General features: G+C 38.2%; 15 protein-coding genes. 8 read left to right on the top strand and 7 right to left on the bottom strand.

Annotated features, from left to right (window positions below):
• The first annotated feature begins 52 nt into the window (after positions 1-52).
• Positions 53-2,950, top strand: coding sequence for an EAL domain-containing protein (locus tag J2S17_RS03125; RefSeq protein WP_307471830.1), 2,898 nt, complete (start codon positions 53-55; stop codon positions 2,948-2,950).
• A 396-nt stretch (positions 2,951-3,346) separates the two neighbouring features.
• Here the strand turns inward: J2S17_RS03125 and J2S17_RS03120 are convergent, their stop codons facing one another.
• Positions 3,347-3,910, bottom strand: a complete 564-nt coding sequence (locus tag J2S17_RS03120) for a DUF2777 domain-containing protein (RefSeq protein ID WP_307471828.1) — start codon at positions 3,908-3,910, stop codon at positions 3,347-3,349.
• 241 nt (positions 3,911-4,151) lie between these two features.
• Here J2S17_RS03120 and asnB point away from each other — a divergent pair, with 241 nt between their 5' ends.
• From asnB to J2S17_RS03105, 3 genes are all read left to right on the top strand, one after another.
• Positions 4,152-5,999, top strand: coding sequence for an asparagine synthase (glutamine-hydrolyzing) (asnB, locus tag J2S17_RS03115; protein WP_307471824.1), 1,848 nt, complete (start codon positions 4,152-4,154; stop codon positions 5,997-5,999).
• A gap of 453 nt (positions 6,000-6,452) precedes the next feature.
• Positions 6,453-6,995, top strand: coding sequence for a hypothetical protein (locus J2S17_RS03110; protein ID WP_307471822.1), 543 nt, complete (start codon positions 6,453-6,455; stop codon positions 6,993-6,995).
• Between the two features lie 1,062 nt (positions 6,996-8,057).
• Positions 8,058-9,590, top strand: a complete 1,533-nt coding sequence (locus J2S17_RS03105; RefSeq protein WP_307471820.1) for an alpha-amylase family glycosyl hydrolase — start codon at positions 8,058-8,060, stop codon at positions 9,588-9,590.
• A gap of 50 nt (positions 9,591-9,640) precedes the next feature.
• Here J2S17_RS03105 and J2S17_RS03100 read toward each other — a convergent pair whose 3' ends face one another.
• Positions 9,641-10,510, bottom strand: a complete 870-nt coding sequence (locus J2S17_RS03100) for an SDR family oxidoreductase (protein WP_307471818.1) — start codon at positions 10,508-10,510, stop codon at positions 9,641-9,643.
• Between the two features lie 86 nt (positions 10,511-10,596).
• Here J2S17_RS03100 and J2S17_RS03095 point away from each other — a divergent pair, with 86 nt between their 5' ends.
• Positions 10,597-10,959: a hypothetical protein gene (locus tag J2S17_RS03095; RefSeq protein WP_307471816.1), complete on the top strand. Its 363-nt coding sequence runs from the start codon at positions 10,597-10,599 to the stop codon at positions 10,957-10,959.
• A gap of 77 nt (positions 10,960-11,036) precedes the next feature.
• On the opposite strand, the gene J2S17_RS03090 is transcribed toward J2S17_RS03095, so the two are convergent.
• Positions 11,037-11,528: a YajQ family cyclic di-GMP-binding protein gene (locus tag J2S17_RS03090; RefSeq protein ID WP_307471814.1), complete on the bottom strand. Its 492-nt coding sequence runs from the start codon at positions 11,526-11,528 to the stop codon at positions 11,037-11,039.
• A 127-nt stretch (positions 11,529-11,655) separates the two neighbouring features.
• On the opposite strand from J2S17_RS03090, the gene J2S17_RS03085 reads away from it, so the two are divergent.
• Positions 11,656-12,534 carry a CvfB family protein gene (locus tag J2S17_RS03085; protein WP_307471813.1) on the top strand — a complete coding sequence of 293 codons (879 nt, stop codon included), beginning with the start codon at positions 11,656-11,658 and terminating at the stop codon, positions 12,532-12,534.
• A gap of 53 nt (positions 12,535-12,587) precedes the next feature.
• Here J2S17_RS03085 and J2S17_RS03080 read toward each other — a convergent pair whose 3' ends face one another.
• Both J2S17_RS03080 and J2S17_RS03075 read right to left on the bottom strand, forming a co-directional pair.
• On the bottom strand, positions 12,588-12,719 hold the full coding sequence (locus J2S17_RS03080; RefSeq protein WP_307471810.1) for a DUF3941 domain-containing protein: 132 nt from the start codon (positions 12,717-12,719) through the stop codon (positions 12,588-12,590).
• A gap of 81 nt (positions 12,720-12,800) precedes the next feature.
• Positions 12,801-13,661 (bottom strand): DegV family protein, encoded by an 861-nt coding sequence (locus J2S17_RS03075; protein WP_307471809.1) that lies wholly within the window; start codon positions 13,659-13,661, stop codon positions 12,801-12,803.
• 127 nt (positions 13,662-13,788) lie between these two features.
• Between J2S17_RS03075 and J2S17_RS03070 the strand changes: the two genes are divergently transcribed.
• Positions 13,789-14,619 carry a YitT family protein gene (locus tag J2S17_RS03070; RefSeq protein ID WP_307471807.1) on the top strand — a complete coding sequence of 277 codons (831 nt, stop codon included), beginning with the start codon at positions 13,789-13,791 and terminating at the stop codon, positions 14,617-14,619.
• Between the two features lie 466 nt (positions 14,620-15,085).
• Complete coding sequence (locus J2S17_RS03065) at positions 15,086-15,829, top strand: BsuPI-related putative proteinase inhibitor (RefSeq protein ID WP_307471805.1); 744 nt, start codon at positions 15,086-15,088, stop codon at positions 15,827-15,829.
• Between the two features lie 257 nt (positions 15,830-16,086).
• On the opposite strand, the gene J2S17_RS03060 is transcribed toward J2S17_RS03065, so the two are convergent.
• Both J2S17_RS03060 and J2S17_RS03055 read right to left on the bottom strand, forming a co-directional pair.
• Complete coding sequence (locus tag J2S17_RS03060) at positions 16,087-16,239, bottom strand: hypothetical protein (protein WP_307471803.1); 153 nt, start codon at positions 16,237-16,239, stop codon at positions 16,087-16,089.
• Between the two features lie 102 nt (positions 16,240-16,341).
• Positions 16,342-17,160, bottom strand: coding sequence for a Cof-type HAD-IIB family hydrolase (locus J2S17_RS03055; RefSeq protein WP_307471801.1), 819 nt, complete (start codon positions 17,158-17,160; stop codon positions 16,342-16,344).
• Positions 17,161-17,194: the final 34 nt, after the last annotated feature.

The following is a 17,194-nucleotide window of genomic DNA, read 5'->3' as shown; positions in this document are numbered from 1 at the left end:
TCTTTAATTCCTATTTGTAATACGACAAATTCAATTAGTGGTGATGATGGCTATGGCTCAAACAATTACATGTCGATACGAAAATGATAACCAGTTAAAAGGATACATTTTAGACAAACGCTTGCAGGATTCCTCTCAACTCCTTGTTCAGGTATATTCTGGAATTCTCGACCTGGAGAAGATTAGTCATCTCTTACATACATTACAATCTATATTACCTAATGCAGTCATAGCTGGCTGTTCAACCTCTGGAGAAATTATGAATGGTCAGATTTATGAGCAACAGATTATCTTATGTTTTACATCATTCGATAAGACAGAAATACTTCCACTGATGATTAATAAAGAAGAATTATCAAGGGAAAAGGCCATAAGTGAAACGACTATTAAAAAAATAGTCCGACCAGAGACAAAAGCGCTCATTTTATTAACGGCTGGATACGAAATTGACACCCAAGAACTTCTTGACAAGATTTACCGAGTTTACCCGCAGATGATAGTTACTGGGGGACAAGCGGGGGATAATGGTACGTTAGATCGGTCATATGTATTTTTGAATGGACAACTATGTTATGAAGGCGTTTTGGCGATTGCATTGAATGGAGAACAGCTTCGAGTCCAGCCCTTCACAAACTATAAAATTGAAGAAATCGGTCACTCTTTTACAGTAACAAAAGCTAGGGGATCAATGATTATCCAGCTGGACGATGGCATCCCCCTTCAAGTCTTAAAGCATTATTTAGGGGAGGCGTATATTAAACAGCTCCCATCCTCTAGCCTGCCCCTGCCTTTTCTTGTTAACCATAAGGACGAAAGCCTTCCGGTATTTATCACCAAAGTATTTAAAAATGGTTCAATCAAGTTAAATCGGAGAATATCTGCAGGGGACCAACTATCTGTTACCTATACGAAAGTGGAAAATGTGATCGAGGATATTGTAAAGTTGGCCAATCACCTAGCTGACTTTGAAGCAGAAACAATGTTCATCTTTAATAATATGAGTAGGAAATGGATTGCTGGTGATTTCACTGGGAAAGCGCTAAATTTAATGCAAATGATCGCTCCAGCGAATGGTTTCTTTTCGTACAGTGAAATATCCAATCATCAGGATAGACCTAAGCTCATTAATCAATCTTTAAGCGGTATTGCCTTTTCTGAGTCCCCCAGCATTAATATAAAGAAAAGGATGATTCAATCAGATGTATTTGGACAGATGATGAATGATGCTTACGCCCATCTAATAAAGGCATCTGACGATCAAAAAAAGGAATTGCTGTCAAATCTAAACATGACCAATCAATACTATCAAACGCTCTTTAAAAACAATCATGATTTGGTGTTTACTACGGATCATCAAGGCTATTTTACAAGTGTAAATCCAGCATTTGAGAAAAATACAGGATATACAGAGAAAGAAATTGTTGGTCAATCGGTTATAAAAATGATTTCAAAAGAGGTAGTACCCCGATTAAGAATGCATTTTATCAACGCTTTTAAGGGAAAGGAACAAGTTTACCACGCTGAATTAATCGGAAAATCAGGTGAAAAGGGACATTACCAAATTAAAAACGTTCCTATTATGATCAATGGAAAAATTGTCGGTATTTATGGCATCGCTAAGAACCTGACTGAAATGAAGAAGATAGAAGATAAATTAACGGAATTATCATATTATGATCATTTAACCGGTCTGCCAAATCGGACAAAGTTTATTGAGCAATTAAATATTCTTATTAAACGGGCACGGAAAAATCAGCAAAGACTAGCCATCCTTACAATCGATATCGACCGTTTTAAAATCATCAATGATAGCATCGGTCATTTCGCAGGGGATAAGGTATTGAAGAGTCTATCAGAAAGAATTGATAAATATGTTCCTGCAGGATCATATTTAGGAAACTTTGGCGGAGATAAATTCACATTGATACTATCAGATAAAATCAATGTTGAAGATATTATGAAGGCTTCTCAATCGATTCTGCATTCCATTTCTGAACCTCTATATTTTAATCATCAAGAATTTTACGTCACGGCAAGTATAGGGGTCAGTATTTATCCAAATGATGGACTGGATCAACATAGCTTGTTAAAAAATGCTGACATAGCTAACAACCTATCTAAGCAGATAGGCGGAAACCGGATTACATTTTTTTCAGATGAGATGAATGAACATCTCATCGCACGTTTTGAAATGGAAAGTTATTTAAGAAAGGCCTTACAAAATAACGAGTTTTCCTTATGTTATCAGCCACTCATAGATTTAGAGTCGGGTAAAATTTTTGGCAGCGAGGCACTTCTAAGGTGGAATCACCCTAAGTTGGGTCTAGTGCCACCAGTAAAATTTATCCCGTTAGCAGAGGAGACCGGGTTGATCAATGAAATAGGTAAATGGGTGCTAAATACTGCGTGTATGCAAAATAAACGCTGGCAGAGTCAAGGCCTTGGCCACTTAACAATCTCTGTGAATGTCGCAGCACAGCAATTCCAGGAGCCAAACTTTTTATCTATCGTTCAAAATGCACTACAGCAGTCGGAGCTTGAAGCAAAATATTTAACACTTGAACTAACAGAAAGCACAATGCTGGAAAATATTGATTACAGTATTTCAGTAATGAAGGACTTAAAGAACATGGGCACCAAGGTCTCCATTGATGATTTTGGTACTGGTTATTCCTCCTTAAGTTACTTGAAAGATTTACCGATTAATACGCTCAAAATCGATCGTTCCTTCATTAATAACTTAAAAATAGATACTTCCGATATCGCCATCGTCAAAGCTATCATTACGATGGGGCACGGCCTTCATGTGAAGGTGCTTGCCGAGGGAGTAGAAACCAAAGAGCAAATTGACTTGCTCAAGCAGTTGAAATGTCATTATGCACAAGGCTATTATATACACAAGCCGTTAACCATAGTAGACTTTGAAAAAGGTCTTAGAGAATCCTCATAAAAAAAAGAGCTGACATTAAAGTTAGCTCTTTTTCGCGCGTGCAGGAAAAGTTATGATATGGAAAAGGGAGTGAACAAAGAGCTAAGCTTTTTCAATGAAACAAATACATTTCCTTTGTAGTCGAGTTGTCTCTGCTTTTCGGTTTGGTCTGGCTGCGGCTCCTAGGGGCTCGAGGTCTTAAGTCAAGCCAACCAAAAAAGGAAAGATCAACTTTTTCGGTTGACTCGCCTTAAGCTTGTCGCCCCTGAGCGAGTTGCCTTCGCTTTTGAATTAGTCTAGCTGCGGCTCCTAGGGGCTCGAGGTCTTAAGTCAAGCCAACCAAAAAAGGAAAGATCACCTTTTTCGGTTGACTCGCCTTAAGCTTGTCGCCCCTGAGCAGTCGCCTTCGCTTTTGAATTAAGATGATATTTTTTCTATTACCATTCTTTTGCCGCTGTTGAGTGTGAACTCGAAGCGATCGGTTTCGTTTTCGTAGTAGAAGAAATGATGCTGGACACTGCAAATATATTCTTGATTATCGAATATCATGAAGTTGACACCGCTTTTTCTTTCACCATCATTAAAGAATGTTAGTTGATTGTAACAGTAAATACAATCGAATATTGAGAAGTTGATGCTATTTAAATTTGTAACAAATTGAAAAAAAGCATCGTCATTCACTTCATCTAATAATCTTTCAAGGGAGAATACAAGAAGTTTTCGAATGCGAATTTGATCTTGGTCCTTTAAATGGAATAATTCATCGGAACAAGAGACTTTCCCATTTTCTAACATGCTACCTTTTTTCCAACGTTTGAATCTGTATACTTCAATATCCTGTTGTATAAATTCATCTAATAAAGAGGCTTCGTCTGTTTCGTTATCAAAAAATACCCATTGATCATTAATAAACTCAACTATCCCCTCAGAAAAAGCACGAGTTTGATTCTCGATAAGTTTCGTCCGTTGCTGCCTGTTCATAAAAAACCTCCATTTACTCTATACACTCTATTTTTGGTCAATTGCTCGACGTTTTATAACCTTATATAGGACAATTAACCATTTTATTTAGCTTGCATAGAATGAATCCATGCATGATGTGCCCAACAATTCCACTAAAACCGCTTAGGACTCTATAAGTTTATCCTCAAGCTATGACTTGCTGCCGAATGTACTCCATAGTTCGTATGATAAAGAGGTGTGATAGAAAGGATGATATTTAATGTGTGGAATCACAGGCTGGATAGATTTTGCAACCAATATGGAAAATGAAAAAAACACGCTTGGCAAAATGACCGAAACGTTGGCTAGAAGAGGACCTGATGATACAAATATTTGGACTTCGCACCATGCAGGATTCGGCCATAAGCGCTTGGCTGTCGTTGACCCCATAGGCGGCAGACAGCCAATGACGATTGAAAAAAGGAGCAATCAATATACCATTTGTTATAATGGCGAATTATATAATACAGAAGATATTAGAAAAGAACTCCTTATAAAAGGATATTCTTTTAAAGGTCATTCTGATACAGAAGTTTTATTAACTTCCTTCATTGAATGGGGAGAAAATTGTCTTGAACGGTTAAATGGAATTTTTGCTTTTGCTTTATGGGATGAACAAAAACAAGAATTATTTATTGGCAGAGATAGATTAGGTGTAAAACCGCTGTTCTACAAAGAAACCTCTAAAGGAATTATATTCGGTTCAGAGATGAAGGCGATTTTAGCTCACCCAAGAGTAAAAACCGAGCTTGATAGAGAAGGGCTGGCTGAGGTTTTTGGACTGGGTCCATCGAGATCACCAGGAGCGGGTGTGTTTAAGGGCTTGAAGGAATTACGTCCAGCGCATGCTTTAAATTTTTCAAGAAAAGGAAAGAAGATTTGGCGTTATTGGAATGTGGAGAGTAAACAACATCAAGATAGCCTGGAAGAAACAGTGGATAAAGTTAAATATTTAGTGACGGATGCGGTGACAAGGCAACTCGTATCTGATGTACCGCTATGTACATTGCTATCAGGGGGCCTTGACTCCAGCGCGATTACCGCTATTGCGGCAACGGCCTATCAAAAAGAAGGGAAAAAGCCGCTTAAAACTTATTCTGTCGATTATGAAGGAAATGACCAGTTTTTTAAAGCGAATGACTTCCAACCCAATTCAGATGGCGTCTATATAAAGCAAATGACTGATACCTTTCAGACAGTCCACCAAAATTGCATTATCACTCAGGAAGAACTGGCACACTACTTAATTGAAGCAGTTCATGTTAGAGATTTACCTGGTATGGCAGATATTGATTCATCATTATTATGGTTCTGTAGAGAGATTAAGAAGGATCATGTTGTAAGTTTATCGGGGGAATGTGCGGATGAAATATTTGGCGGATATCCTTGGTTTCATCGTACAGACGATTTAAGTCGTACTGGTTATCCTTGGATGAGATCGATTGATGAAAGACAAAGATTATTAAAAGCAGATTGGCGCAGCAAGCTTAACCTTCAAGAGTACAGTATGGAGAAATTCAAGATGGCTGTGGATGAAACACCTAGGCTTGACGGTGAGAGCGAATTAGAAACTAAGCGCAGGGAACTATTTTATATCAATATGATTTCCTTTATGACTACATTATTAGATAGAAAAGATCGCATGAGCATGGGGGCGAGTTTAGAGGTTCGTGTCCCATTTGCTGATCATCGGCTTGTGGAATATGTCTGGAATATTCCATGGGAGATGAAAATGCACGGCAATCGAGAAAAAGGAATCTTACGTAAAGCGCTTGAAGGTGTGCTACCAGAGGATGTACTCTATCGTAAGAAGAGTCCATACCCTAAAACACATAATCCGGTCTATATAAAAGTCGTACAGCAAATGCTGAATGATATTCTAAGTGATAAATCATCTGCATTATTCGAGTTCTTCGATGAGAAAAATTTGAGGGAAATCGTTGAAACAAAGGGCGATGCTTTCCAAGTTCCTTGGTTCGGTCAATTGATGACGGGACCGCAGCTCCTTGCGCATTTAGCCCAAATTCATGTTTGGTTTAAAGATTATAATATTAATATTGTCGAGTAAAAGAAGCACGTGGCCCAATGGTTATTTCAGGCGCTGTGGAAGATAATACAGTTTTAGATATAATGAAGGCGGTTCTGGTATCTCCTATTTAGATATTTAGATGACAAGACTGTCCTGACTAAGCCATTAAGTGGCGACACAGAGACATTTACTGATGAAGAGTTGGAGATCGGTTCCATTGTTAAAGTATAGTAGCTTATGTCTTTGCAGGTATTACAACAAAAAAGGAAATCGAGGTTAAAGAAGTGAACAAGGATAAATCCCTACTGTTTACTTAACTGAGCTAGCGGCCTTGGAGGTTTACAATACAAATGATGTCAAAGTAAAAGGAACAATTAAAGAAGTATCTGGCCTATTGCAGGTCAAGAGGTTGAACTAACCTACAATAAAGAAAAAGAAGAATATGCCTTTGACACTACACTTCATCTTTAAGACGGAGTTCCAACATTTGAAGTGGTAGCAGTGGATAATGCAAACAATACAGCTAAATTCAAACGAACAATCATGATCGATACAACAGCACCAGATGTGGAAGTCTCAGGTTTGCCTGCAAGCAAGTATGTAGAGCATAATCAAGACAACCCAATCGTCGATGTGAAGGTTGCCGATAACTTTGATGAAATTCGCTTATATTTAGATGGGGATGAAATCTACTATCAAGAATTCGAAGAGCCATTTGAAATGAGAGGCTTTGAACAAGTCATTGAAGATATCGAATTAGAATTAAAAGACGGCCCGAACCAATTCGTCTTCGAAGCAGTTGATTTAGCCGGAAACAAAACAGCTAAAACGATCGAGCTTCACAAGCTTAAAGAAGGTGAAACAGCGCCTGATAAAAAAGACGCACCAGACAAAGGGAAACCGGTCCCTGACAAACCAAGTCAAATTGTTAAACCAGAAAACCCAGGTAAAGGCAAAGTAGAAGTACCAACACCTTCACCAACTAACCCGGCGATACCTGGCAAACCAGTCATTGGCGGTAAACTGACATTCTAATCAAACAAAAATCGGGATCACATTGCGAGGTCCTGGTTTTTTATGATTATAGTGTTAATTATTTTACCCCAACTCAGTACCTAATCAAGTGCGAAGGTAGAAAAAAAGAGATAATTAATCCCAACTCAGTGTCAAATCAAGAGAGAAGGTTGAAAAAAAGAGATAATAACGCCCAACCCAGTGCAGAATCAAGAGAGAAGGTAGAAAAAAAGAGATAATTAATCCCAACTCAGTGTCAAATCAAGAGAGAAGGTAGAAAAAAAGAGATAATTGAACCCAACTTAGCGCCAAATCAAGTGAGAAGGTAGAAAAAAAGAGATAATAACGCCCAACTCAGTGTCAAATCAAGTGAGAAGGTAGAAAAAAAGAGATAATTGAACCCAACTCAGTGTCAAATCAAGTGAGAAGGTAGAAAAAAAGAGATAATTGAACCCAACTCAGTGTCAAATCAAGTGAGAAGGTAGAAAAAAAGAGATAATTAATCCCAACTCAGTGCCAAATCAAGTGAGAAGGTAGAAAAAAAGAGATAATAACGCCCAACTCAGTGTCAAATCAAGTGAAGGTAGAAAAAAAGAGATAATAACGCCCAACTCAGCGCCAAATCAAGTGAGAAGGTAGAAAATAAACGATAATTAACCCCAACCAACCCAGGATTGAGTGCGTAAAATTGTGTGAAAAAGAATGAGCCATACTATTCACTCTTGTCAACACTGTTTTCAACGACGAATAACAATAAAAGAAGAATAATGATGACTCAGTTACCGGGAAAAGAGTGATGTTATAAAAAATCCAGCGCTCGCTGCACCGGAAAGAATAATGAGGAAAAAGTAAAGGGATGCGATTGTTTTTTTCTAATAAGGGTACAAAGAAAGATTATACGAGGATTGAACTAGGGCGCACTATAAATAGTATTTTGCTAGAAGTAGTCTTAAATATTGAAATATGTATGTCTTTTTTAAACAACCGTTTGACGAGAGCATGACAAAAGGCTAATCTAAAAGGGTTGGACCTATAGAAGCAGGTTATAAATATACGAAATACTAAAGACGAGGAGAAGTGGCGATGAAAAAAACAATAATCTCTCTCATTATGATTCCGTTGCTTCTTTTTGCTGCACTGCCAGCTAGTGCAGTTGAAAAAGAAGAGAAAAAGTGGCAGGATGAATCAATATATTATCTTATAGTCGATCGCTTTAGCAATCGTGATAATAGTAATGATTATGAAGTGGATGTAAAGGACCCGGAAGCTTATCATGGCGGTGATTTTAAAGGGGTAATCGATCGTCTCGACCATATCAGCGACCTTGGCTTTACAACAATTGCTTTAAGCCCGATTTTTAAAAACGAAAACAAGGGCTATCATGGCTACTGGGTTGAAGATTTTTATGAAACGGAAGAGCATTTAGGTTCAATCGAAGAATTTCAAGAACTTGTAAAAGAAGCGCATGAACGCGGAATTAAAGTCATGCTTGATTTCCCAATCAATTATGTCGGAAGGGAGCATCCGTGGGTAAGTGATTCTGAAAAAGCAGAGTGGTTTGAAGAACAAGATGAACTTGAGAAGATGGAAAAAGTTGATAAGGACTGGGCAGAAGGGTTGCCTAAATTAAATCATGACAATCCTGAAGTAAACCAATATTTGATTGATGCAGCCAAGTGGTGGATAGAAGAAACTGATATTGATGCTTATCGTCTTGATGGAGTTCAGTTAGCTTCTGAGAGCTTTTTAACTGACTTTGTTTCAGAGGTGAAAAAGACGAAAAATGACTTTTATTTCTTAGGTGAGGTATTGTCGAATGATCCGCAATCAATTACATCTTATGAAAGTACTGGAATAGATGGTTTTGCCGATTATCCATCAGCTGAAACGAGGAGAGCAGCATTTGTCGAGCCAGATCTTCCGATGACAGCGCTTTTAGATCAATTAGAAACAAATATGAATACATATGAAAATCCCTACCAGCTAGGAACATTTTTGGACAACCAGGATATGGTGAGATTTACCAGAGATCCAGTTTCAATTAATCAGCATCCTGGACCAAGATGGAGGACGGCGCTTGCTTATTTATTCACAGCTCCGGGAATTCCAATTGTTTATTATGGAAGTGAAATTGCTTTAGATGGTGGAGAAACACCAGATAACAGGAAGCAAATGGACTTTCGTACAGATAAGGAATTAATCGAGTATATTGGTAAATTATCAGAAGTAAGAAATAGGCTTCCATCAATTACTAGAGGATCAATGGAAGTTCTTGTTGAAGAGAATGGGTTTACTATTTATAAGCGCGAATATAAAGATGAAACATCCGTTGTTGTAATTAATAATACAACAGGCACAAAAGACGCAATTCTTACAGCTGAACAACTAGATTCTAATAAGGAGTTAAGAGGTCTATTGGCTGGAGATCTCGTCCGAAGCAATGAGGACGATGAGTACCACATTGTTTTGAATCGTGAAGAATCAGAGGTTTATGTCTTAACGGATAAAGCAGGATTTAATTTGACTTACGGTTTTACACTTCTAGGAGTCCTTTTTGCTTTCTTCTTATTTCTTTTCTTTGCTAAAAAGAGAGGCGGAAAGAATCAACCAGAATAAAAAAAAGAGAAACTGCCACTGATGAAGCATCAGCGGAGTTTCTCTTTTTTTTATCCATTCAAAACTTTGCCTCCATTCACATGGAGAACCTGTCCACTTACGTAACTGGAGTCAGTACTTGCAAGATAAACATAGGTGGGTGCTAGTTCAAAGGGTTGGCCAGCCCGATTTAATGGAACGTCCTTTCCAAACTGAGCGACTTGGTCGGCGGAAAATGTTGAAGGTATTAATGGAGTCCAAATCGGTCCTGGCGCAACGGCGTTCACACGGATGCCTTTATCTGCTAGAGAGAGGGCTAGTGATCTCGTAAAGGATACGATGGCACCTTTTGTTGAAGAATAGTCAATCAGCTCTTTATGGCCACCGTAGGCAGTCACAGATGCCGTATTAATAATGCTATCGCCCTTTTTTAGATGAGGCAGAACGGCCTTAGTGAGATGAAACATAGAAAAGATATTTGTTTTAAATGTTTTTTCCATCTGCTGTGAAGAGATATCTAGAAGGTCCTTTTGCGGATGCTGCTCTCCAGCATTATTAACAAGAATATCAATGCTGCAGAACTTTTCTATCGTCTGAGAGACAACGCCTTGGCAAAATGATTCTTCCCCAATATCACCAGCGATTAGTAAACACTTACTGCCTTCTTCTTCTACAAGCTTTCTCGCATCCTCAGCATCTTTATGTTCATTTAAATAGACGATGACAATATTTGCACCTTCTTTGGCATAATAAATGGCGGTTGATTTTCCAATCCCGCTGTCACCGCCAGTAATAATTGCAACTTTACCTTCAAGCTTTCCAGCTGATTTGTAATTTTGATCTATATAGATAGGTTCGGGCTGCATTTTCTCCTCAAGCCCAGGTTGCACATTTTGATGCTGTGCAGGAAAATTTTGTGGAACATTAGAATCGTTTGTCATTTTTTCATCCTCCAATAACAAAATCATTCCCTATTTATGATGAAAAAAACATCTTAGGAAATAAAGAAGATTGAAGAGACTGCCAAGTGAAAGGCGGAAAGTGGAAAAGTACTAAGCGGAATACATGTTCTAACCGACTATTAAAACCATTTTTCGGTGAAAAAGCGGAAATTCATGTTCTAATCCATCTATTAGAACCATTTTTTGGTGAAAAAGCGGAATATCATGTTTTAATCCATCTATTAGAACCATTTTTCGGTGAAAAAGGGGAAATTCATGCTCTAATCCAGCTATTAGAACCATTTTTCGGTGAAAAAGGGGAACTTCATGTTCTAATCCAGCTATTAGAACCATTTTTCGGTGAAAAAGCGGAATATCATGTTCTAATCCGGCTATTAAAACCATTCTTCGATGAAAAAGGGGAACTTGATGTTTTAACCATCTATTAGAACCATTTTTAAATAAAAATCGTAAATGAGTATATGGAAGCTTTCATTATAAAAAAACAGCCCATAAAAAGGGCTGTTTAACGATAGTTCATAAATTGTACATCGACAGACAAATCAGCTTCCTTAACTGCAGCGATAATTTGTTGCAGGTCGTCACGATTTTTACCAGTGATGCGAATTTGATCATCTTGAATTTGGCTTTTAATTTTCAAGCCGCTATTTTTTACAATCGTATTTATCTTTTTAGCATTATCTTTATCGATGCCTTGGATCAGTTTTGCTTTTTGACGAACAGTACCACCTGATGCCCCTTCAATTTTGCTGTAATCGAGGTTTCTAATGGGAATGCCTCGTTTAATCATTTTACTAATCAATACATCTTTCAATTGATCTAACTTATATTCATCATCAGAGATAAGAACAAGTTCTTCTTTATCAAGAGAAATTTGACTCTTGCTGCCTTTAAAATCATATCTTGTTTGAATTTCCTTCATCGCAATGTTAATGGCATTTGTTACTTCTGAAAAATCAACTTTTGAAACAATATCGAATGAACTTTCTTTAGCCATAAGCCTTTACAGCCTCCTTTTACACTTTTCTTATGTATAAATAAAACACTCTATTTGAAAAGAGGTTTCACTTTATGTTCTCATTATAGTAAAATATAGCAATGTGAACAACTTAGGAGGATTTTTAATGGCTTTATTTGAGTATATAGGACAGACAACAACATTAATGGTATCAAGACAAGCTGCTTTTGGCTATTTTTTAACAGATGGACAAGAGGACGTGCTTCTTCATAACAATGAGGTGGAAGAGCCATTAGAAGACGGGCAAGAGGTGCAGGCTTTCCTTTATATTGATTCTCAAGGCAGAATCTCAGCAACAACGAACATCCCTGAAATTCAGGTTGGTCAATACGGATGGGCAAAAGTAAGTGATGTCAAGCCTGGGATCGGCGTGTTTATTAATATAGGCGTACAAAAGGACATGCTGCTTGGCGAAGAGGATTTACCAGCTCATCGTTCAGTATGGCCAGAAGTGGATGACACGCTTTACATTACTTTAAGAGTGAATAGAAATAATCGGATTTATGTCAAGTTGGCTACCGATCCAATTATTGAGGAAATTTCTGAAAAAGCAGATCGTGACAGCTATAATAATAATATTCACGGCTTTATTTATCGTACAGCTAAAGTCGGTAGCTGGGTTTATACTGCTGAAGGCTATAAAGGCTTTATCCATGAATCTCAGAGAAAAGTGGAGCCAAGACTTGGTGAAAAGGTAGAAGGTAGAATCATTGATGTGAAGGAAGATGGCACAATTAATGTTTCTTTAATACCGAGAAAACAGGAAACGTTGGACGATGACACAGATGTCATTCTTTCTTATCTTGCATTGCGCAATGGCGCCATGCCTTATAGCGATAAAAGCACACCAGAAGATATTAAAGACCGCTTTCAGTTGAGTAAAGCTTCTTTCAAGCGTGCGCTTGGCCGCTTGATGAAGGATGGACGGGTTTATCAAAAAGATGGATGGACCTATGAGAAGGAACAAAAAGAAGAACAGGAATAAATAAAAAAACGAGCCGTTCATGCGCTCGTTTTTTTTCTATTTAAGATATATGATTATAAATGATCTGTTTTCTTAGAGAATTGCTTTTTGCCTGCTTTGCGATTTTTGTCTTCCTGCATATTCTTTTCATGACGGAAAGCGTTATTATCTTTCGCTTTTTTATCATTATCTGTAGTATGAGACATAAATAAAACTCCCTTCCATTCAAGTGAAATAAGATCGTACACTTATTGTTCGTAGAATGGAAAGAAGTATGTATGAGTGCGTTAATCGCTAAGTTTATTTAGGAAGAAGATTGCAATCGTTCCTGCGCCGGCATGTGAGCCTACTGCTGAGCCGATTTGAGTAATATAAAATTGCTTAACATTTAATTCTTTTTCAATTAAGGCTTTCATTTCAAGAGCGGTTTCTTCATCATCACCATGACTAATGCCAATGAGCTGCTGATCTAACGACTCACCGCGTTCCTTCATGATTTCAATAATTCTGCGAAGGAGCTTCTTCTTGCCTCGGTGTTTTTCAATGGGAACGAGCTTTCCGTCTTCAACATTCAGAAGAGGTTTAATGTTTAATAATCCGCCAAGAAATGCAGAAGCTCGAGAAACGCGTCCGCCTTTTGCAAGATATTCTAAGTCATTAACAGTAAATAAATGCTCCATATGTTCACATCTGAATTGAATATCCTTAATAATTTCTTCTTTCGCAACATTGTTTTTAGCAAACTTGGCTGCTTCCTTGACAACGAGGCCATGCCCCAGAGAAGCGCATTTGCTATCAATGATTTGCAATTTGAAATCTGGATATGCTTCTTTTACTTGATCTAGCATCATGACAGCTGTCTGATATGTACCTGATAACTCGGAAGAAAATGCTATATAAATGCCGTCTTCATTATTTTTTGCCATTGCAGTGAAGATTTCTTCGAATAGTAAGGGGGATGCTTGAGATGTTTTTGGAACCTGTCCACCACGGATGGCATCATAAATCTTTTTTGAATCAATTGTAATAATGTCATCATATTCTTCATCGCCCAAATGGACTTTTAAAGGAATAAGTGTCACATCATTTTCTTCAAAAAAGCTTAACGGTAAATCACACGCGCTGTCAGCTAAGATTTTTACTGACATACCTATTCACCTGCTTTCATATGTGTAGATGATTTAAGTGTATAGAATTTCCTAGAAAAAAACAATCAAATGTATTGAAAAATATAAACTTGGGTAAAGAAAACATAAGTAGTATGAGGAGGTTATTATGGCTTGGTTAGAAACTAAAAAAATAATTGTCGTATTTATAGGTGCTGTTCTGAATGCTTTTGCAATGAACTTCTTCCTAATCCCTGCAAATGTTTATGCCAGCGGATTTACTGGTGTCGCGCAGTTATTGTCAAGTATTTTAGGCGGGGTTGTCTCAACAGGGATATTATTATTTGTATTGAATATTCCTGTAACGATTCTTGCGTGGAAAAAAGTTGGACGTTCGTTTACAATCCATAGTTTTATTAGTGTATTTCTCATGTCACTATTTATGGAAATCATCCCAGTCGTTCAAGTTTCACATGATATTTTATTAAATGCTGTTTTTGGAGGTGTCATAGCTGCAGTGGGTGTCGGCATAACTCTAAAGTGGGGGGCATCTACTGGTGGTATGGATATTATTGCCATGATACTGTCTAGGGTGAAAGACAGACCAATTGGTACATATTTTTTCACTTTAAATGCCATTATTATTATTACAGCAGGATTTTTATATGGAGGAGAGAAAGCTTTATATACACTCGTAACTCTATATGCTTCAACACGAGTTATTGATGCTATTCATACCAGACATGAAAAATTAACTGCGATGATCATTACTAAAAAACAAGATGAAATGAAAAGGGCTATTCATAATCGTCTTGTGCGTGGAATTACAATCATACCTGCCAGAGGGGCATTCTCTAATGAACAACGTGAAATGCTTATGATAGTAATCTCCAGGTATGAATTATTTGATTTGGAAAGGACGATTCAAGAGGTGGATCCTGAAGCATTTACAAACATTGTAAATACTTCTGATGTGTATGGCGTATTTAGGAAAGACTAAATTGTTGTATAGATCTGTTGGTTTTTTCTCTACTGTAATTTGAGTTTGGGGCTGAGCGAGCCACCTCCACATTTCGGATTGTCTAGTTCCGGTGGCTAGCCCCTCGAGGTCATAAGTCACGCAGGAATTGAAGGGAAGTGCACCTTCATTTCCTACGCGCCTTAAGCTTGTCGGGGCTGAGCGAGCCACCCCCACATTTCGGATTGTCTAGTTCCGGTGGCTAGCCCCTCGAGGTCATAAGTCACGCAGGAATTGAAGGAAAGAACACCTTCAATTCCTGCGCGCCTTAAGCTTGTCGGGGCTGAGCGAGCCACCTCCACATTTCGGATTGTCTAGTTCCGGTGGCTAGCCCCTCGAGGTCATAAGTCACGCAGGAATTGAAGGAAAGAACACCTTCATTTCCTGCGCGCCTTAAGCTTGTCGGGGCTGAGCGAGCCACCTCCACTTTTCTTATAAGGAGGTAATTATGCTGCATTTACTGCTGGCTTTTGGCATCATGATGAGTTCTTTTCTTCCAGGGCAGTATTTGATGGAAGCTAATCAAACGAATATGCCGATAACTTTTGAGATTTATACAAATCCAGGTATGGATGCACTTGAGATGGATCTTGTTGTTGAAAATTCATCAGATCAAACGGTTACTTTGGAGTTCCCTACATCACAAAGGTATGAGCTTGTCATTCGTGATGAGAATGGGGAGATTGTTTATGATTATTCAAAAGGCAAGTCTTTTTTGCAAGTCATACAGAATCTTGAATTGCAGCCTAAAGAAACAAAAAAATGGCAAGAGAAATGGGATTATATGAAAGATGGTAAAAGGGTGAGTGAAGGGGACTATCGAATAGAGGCTAATTTAACAGGGCAGGTTATACAGCCAAGTGGCTTGCAGGCAGATTTAAAAGCAAAAACAAGCTTCCAGCTGCCGCCTTTAAATCAATCCTTCAGTGATATGAGGGTATCGGGTCATGATGGAGAATATACTGTAGTGGGCAGGCACCATTCTAAGCAGCCATTTTATTATACGGTTGAGGATGGTCATCATCAATTAATAAGTGAAAAACTACACTCGTCAGACAAGGAAGACTTTGCAATTAATATTCTGCTTAAGCAAGAAAAACTTCCTGAGAATGGATCAATCATTGCTTACTTTTATGAAAAATCAAATGGGAAAATGGTCAATACTTTTCCAGTATTATTAGAGTCCTTTTAAAGCAAGGCTCTTTTCTTGATAAGACAAACCATTGAAAAAAAGTTGATTGGAGCGAAAAGGGTGCAAGACTACTGCGGAAACAGCGGGACAGGTGAGACCCCGAAGTGAAGCGGACGAGAAGGCTCACCCCCCCCCCGCGGAAAGCGAGCACCCTGGAGAGGAAATCAACCACTACCTACGAAAAGCAACGAAGTATATGAAAACGCCTAAAGCAAAAAAGCTGACATTCTAAAATGTCAGCTTTTGCTTTACTGAATTTAAATTCCCCCAAGGGAAGATTCATTCACATTTTTTAGCTTTTCTGCTTCAGCCTCTGCATATGTGGAATGATATGGTATACGTTCATCATGCTTAGAAACCGTGTCAGCACCCTGTTGAACAAATCGTTTCGATTTATTACGTTTACCCATTCGAATCTCCCCTTTGAATAAGAGTTTGGAAACAGCCTTGCTGCTTCGTTAATTAGTATATACTAAATTCCTCTTTTCAAAAGGGCAGATATTGGATGCTGCTTATATCGCTTTTAATTGAAGCAGATCGTTTAAGTAAACAGCTATACCGTCTTCTTCGTTTGAAAGGGTCACTTCATTAGCAATCGTTTTTACTTGATCGATGCCATTCCCCATTGCAACTCCGTATCCTGCAAATTCAAGCATTTCTAAATCATTATCTTCATCCCCAAAGGCAATGACTCTTTCTTTAGGAATTTGCAAATAGTCGCATGCGTGCTGCAATCCTACGGCTTTACTCAAGCCAGCTTTAACGATTTCGATGATATGAAAAGGCTCTGCCCAATTGCGGTGATGAATGACTTCTGCATGAACATCTGATAAGTGTTTATTGACTTGCTTTACGTGGGCTTCATCTGTATGAATCAGCATGCTCGTTGGCGACGCGTTGAGAAACTCGCGCAAATCGCCTGTGGTTACTTGAGGATTCCCGAGATTAAAGATATCCAGAAGCTTTTCATCATGGTAATGGAGATATACATCATCCAGTACCTCTGCGATCACATTATAAGAGTTAAAATCTTGGCTGGCTTCTACAATTTCTTTTGCAATCTTGATATCGAGCGGAGAATGTCGGATTCCCCACTGTTTATTGCGCGGATGATGAACAAAAGCGCCATTAAAGTTTACAATTGGCGTTGTTAATTTAAGCTCTCTATAATACATTTCGCTTGAGCGGTATGGTCTGCCAGTGGCTATCATGACTTCATGACCTTGCTCACGAGCTTTTTCAATCACTGTTTTGGTTTTCTGAGATATGGTTTTATTATCTTTAAGTAAAGTTCCATCAAGATCTAGCGCGATTAAATGTTTTTTTACCATAACGTCTCCTTCTTAACAAATATTGATTATTTAA

It is taken from the genome of Cytobacillus purgationiresistens (genome assembly GCF_030813235.1).
Lineage (GTDB): Bacteria > Bacillota > Bacilli > Bacillales > Cytobacillaceae > Cytobacillus > Cytobacillus purgationiresistens.
The sequence above is the reverse complement of the archived record's forward strand: the minus strand, read 5'-3'. Positions and strand labels throughout refer to the sequence as shown.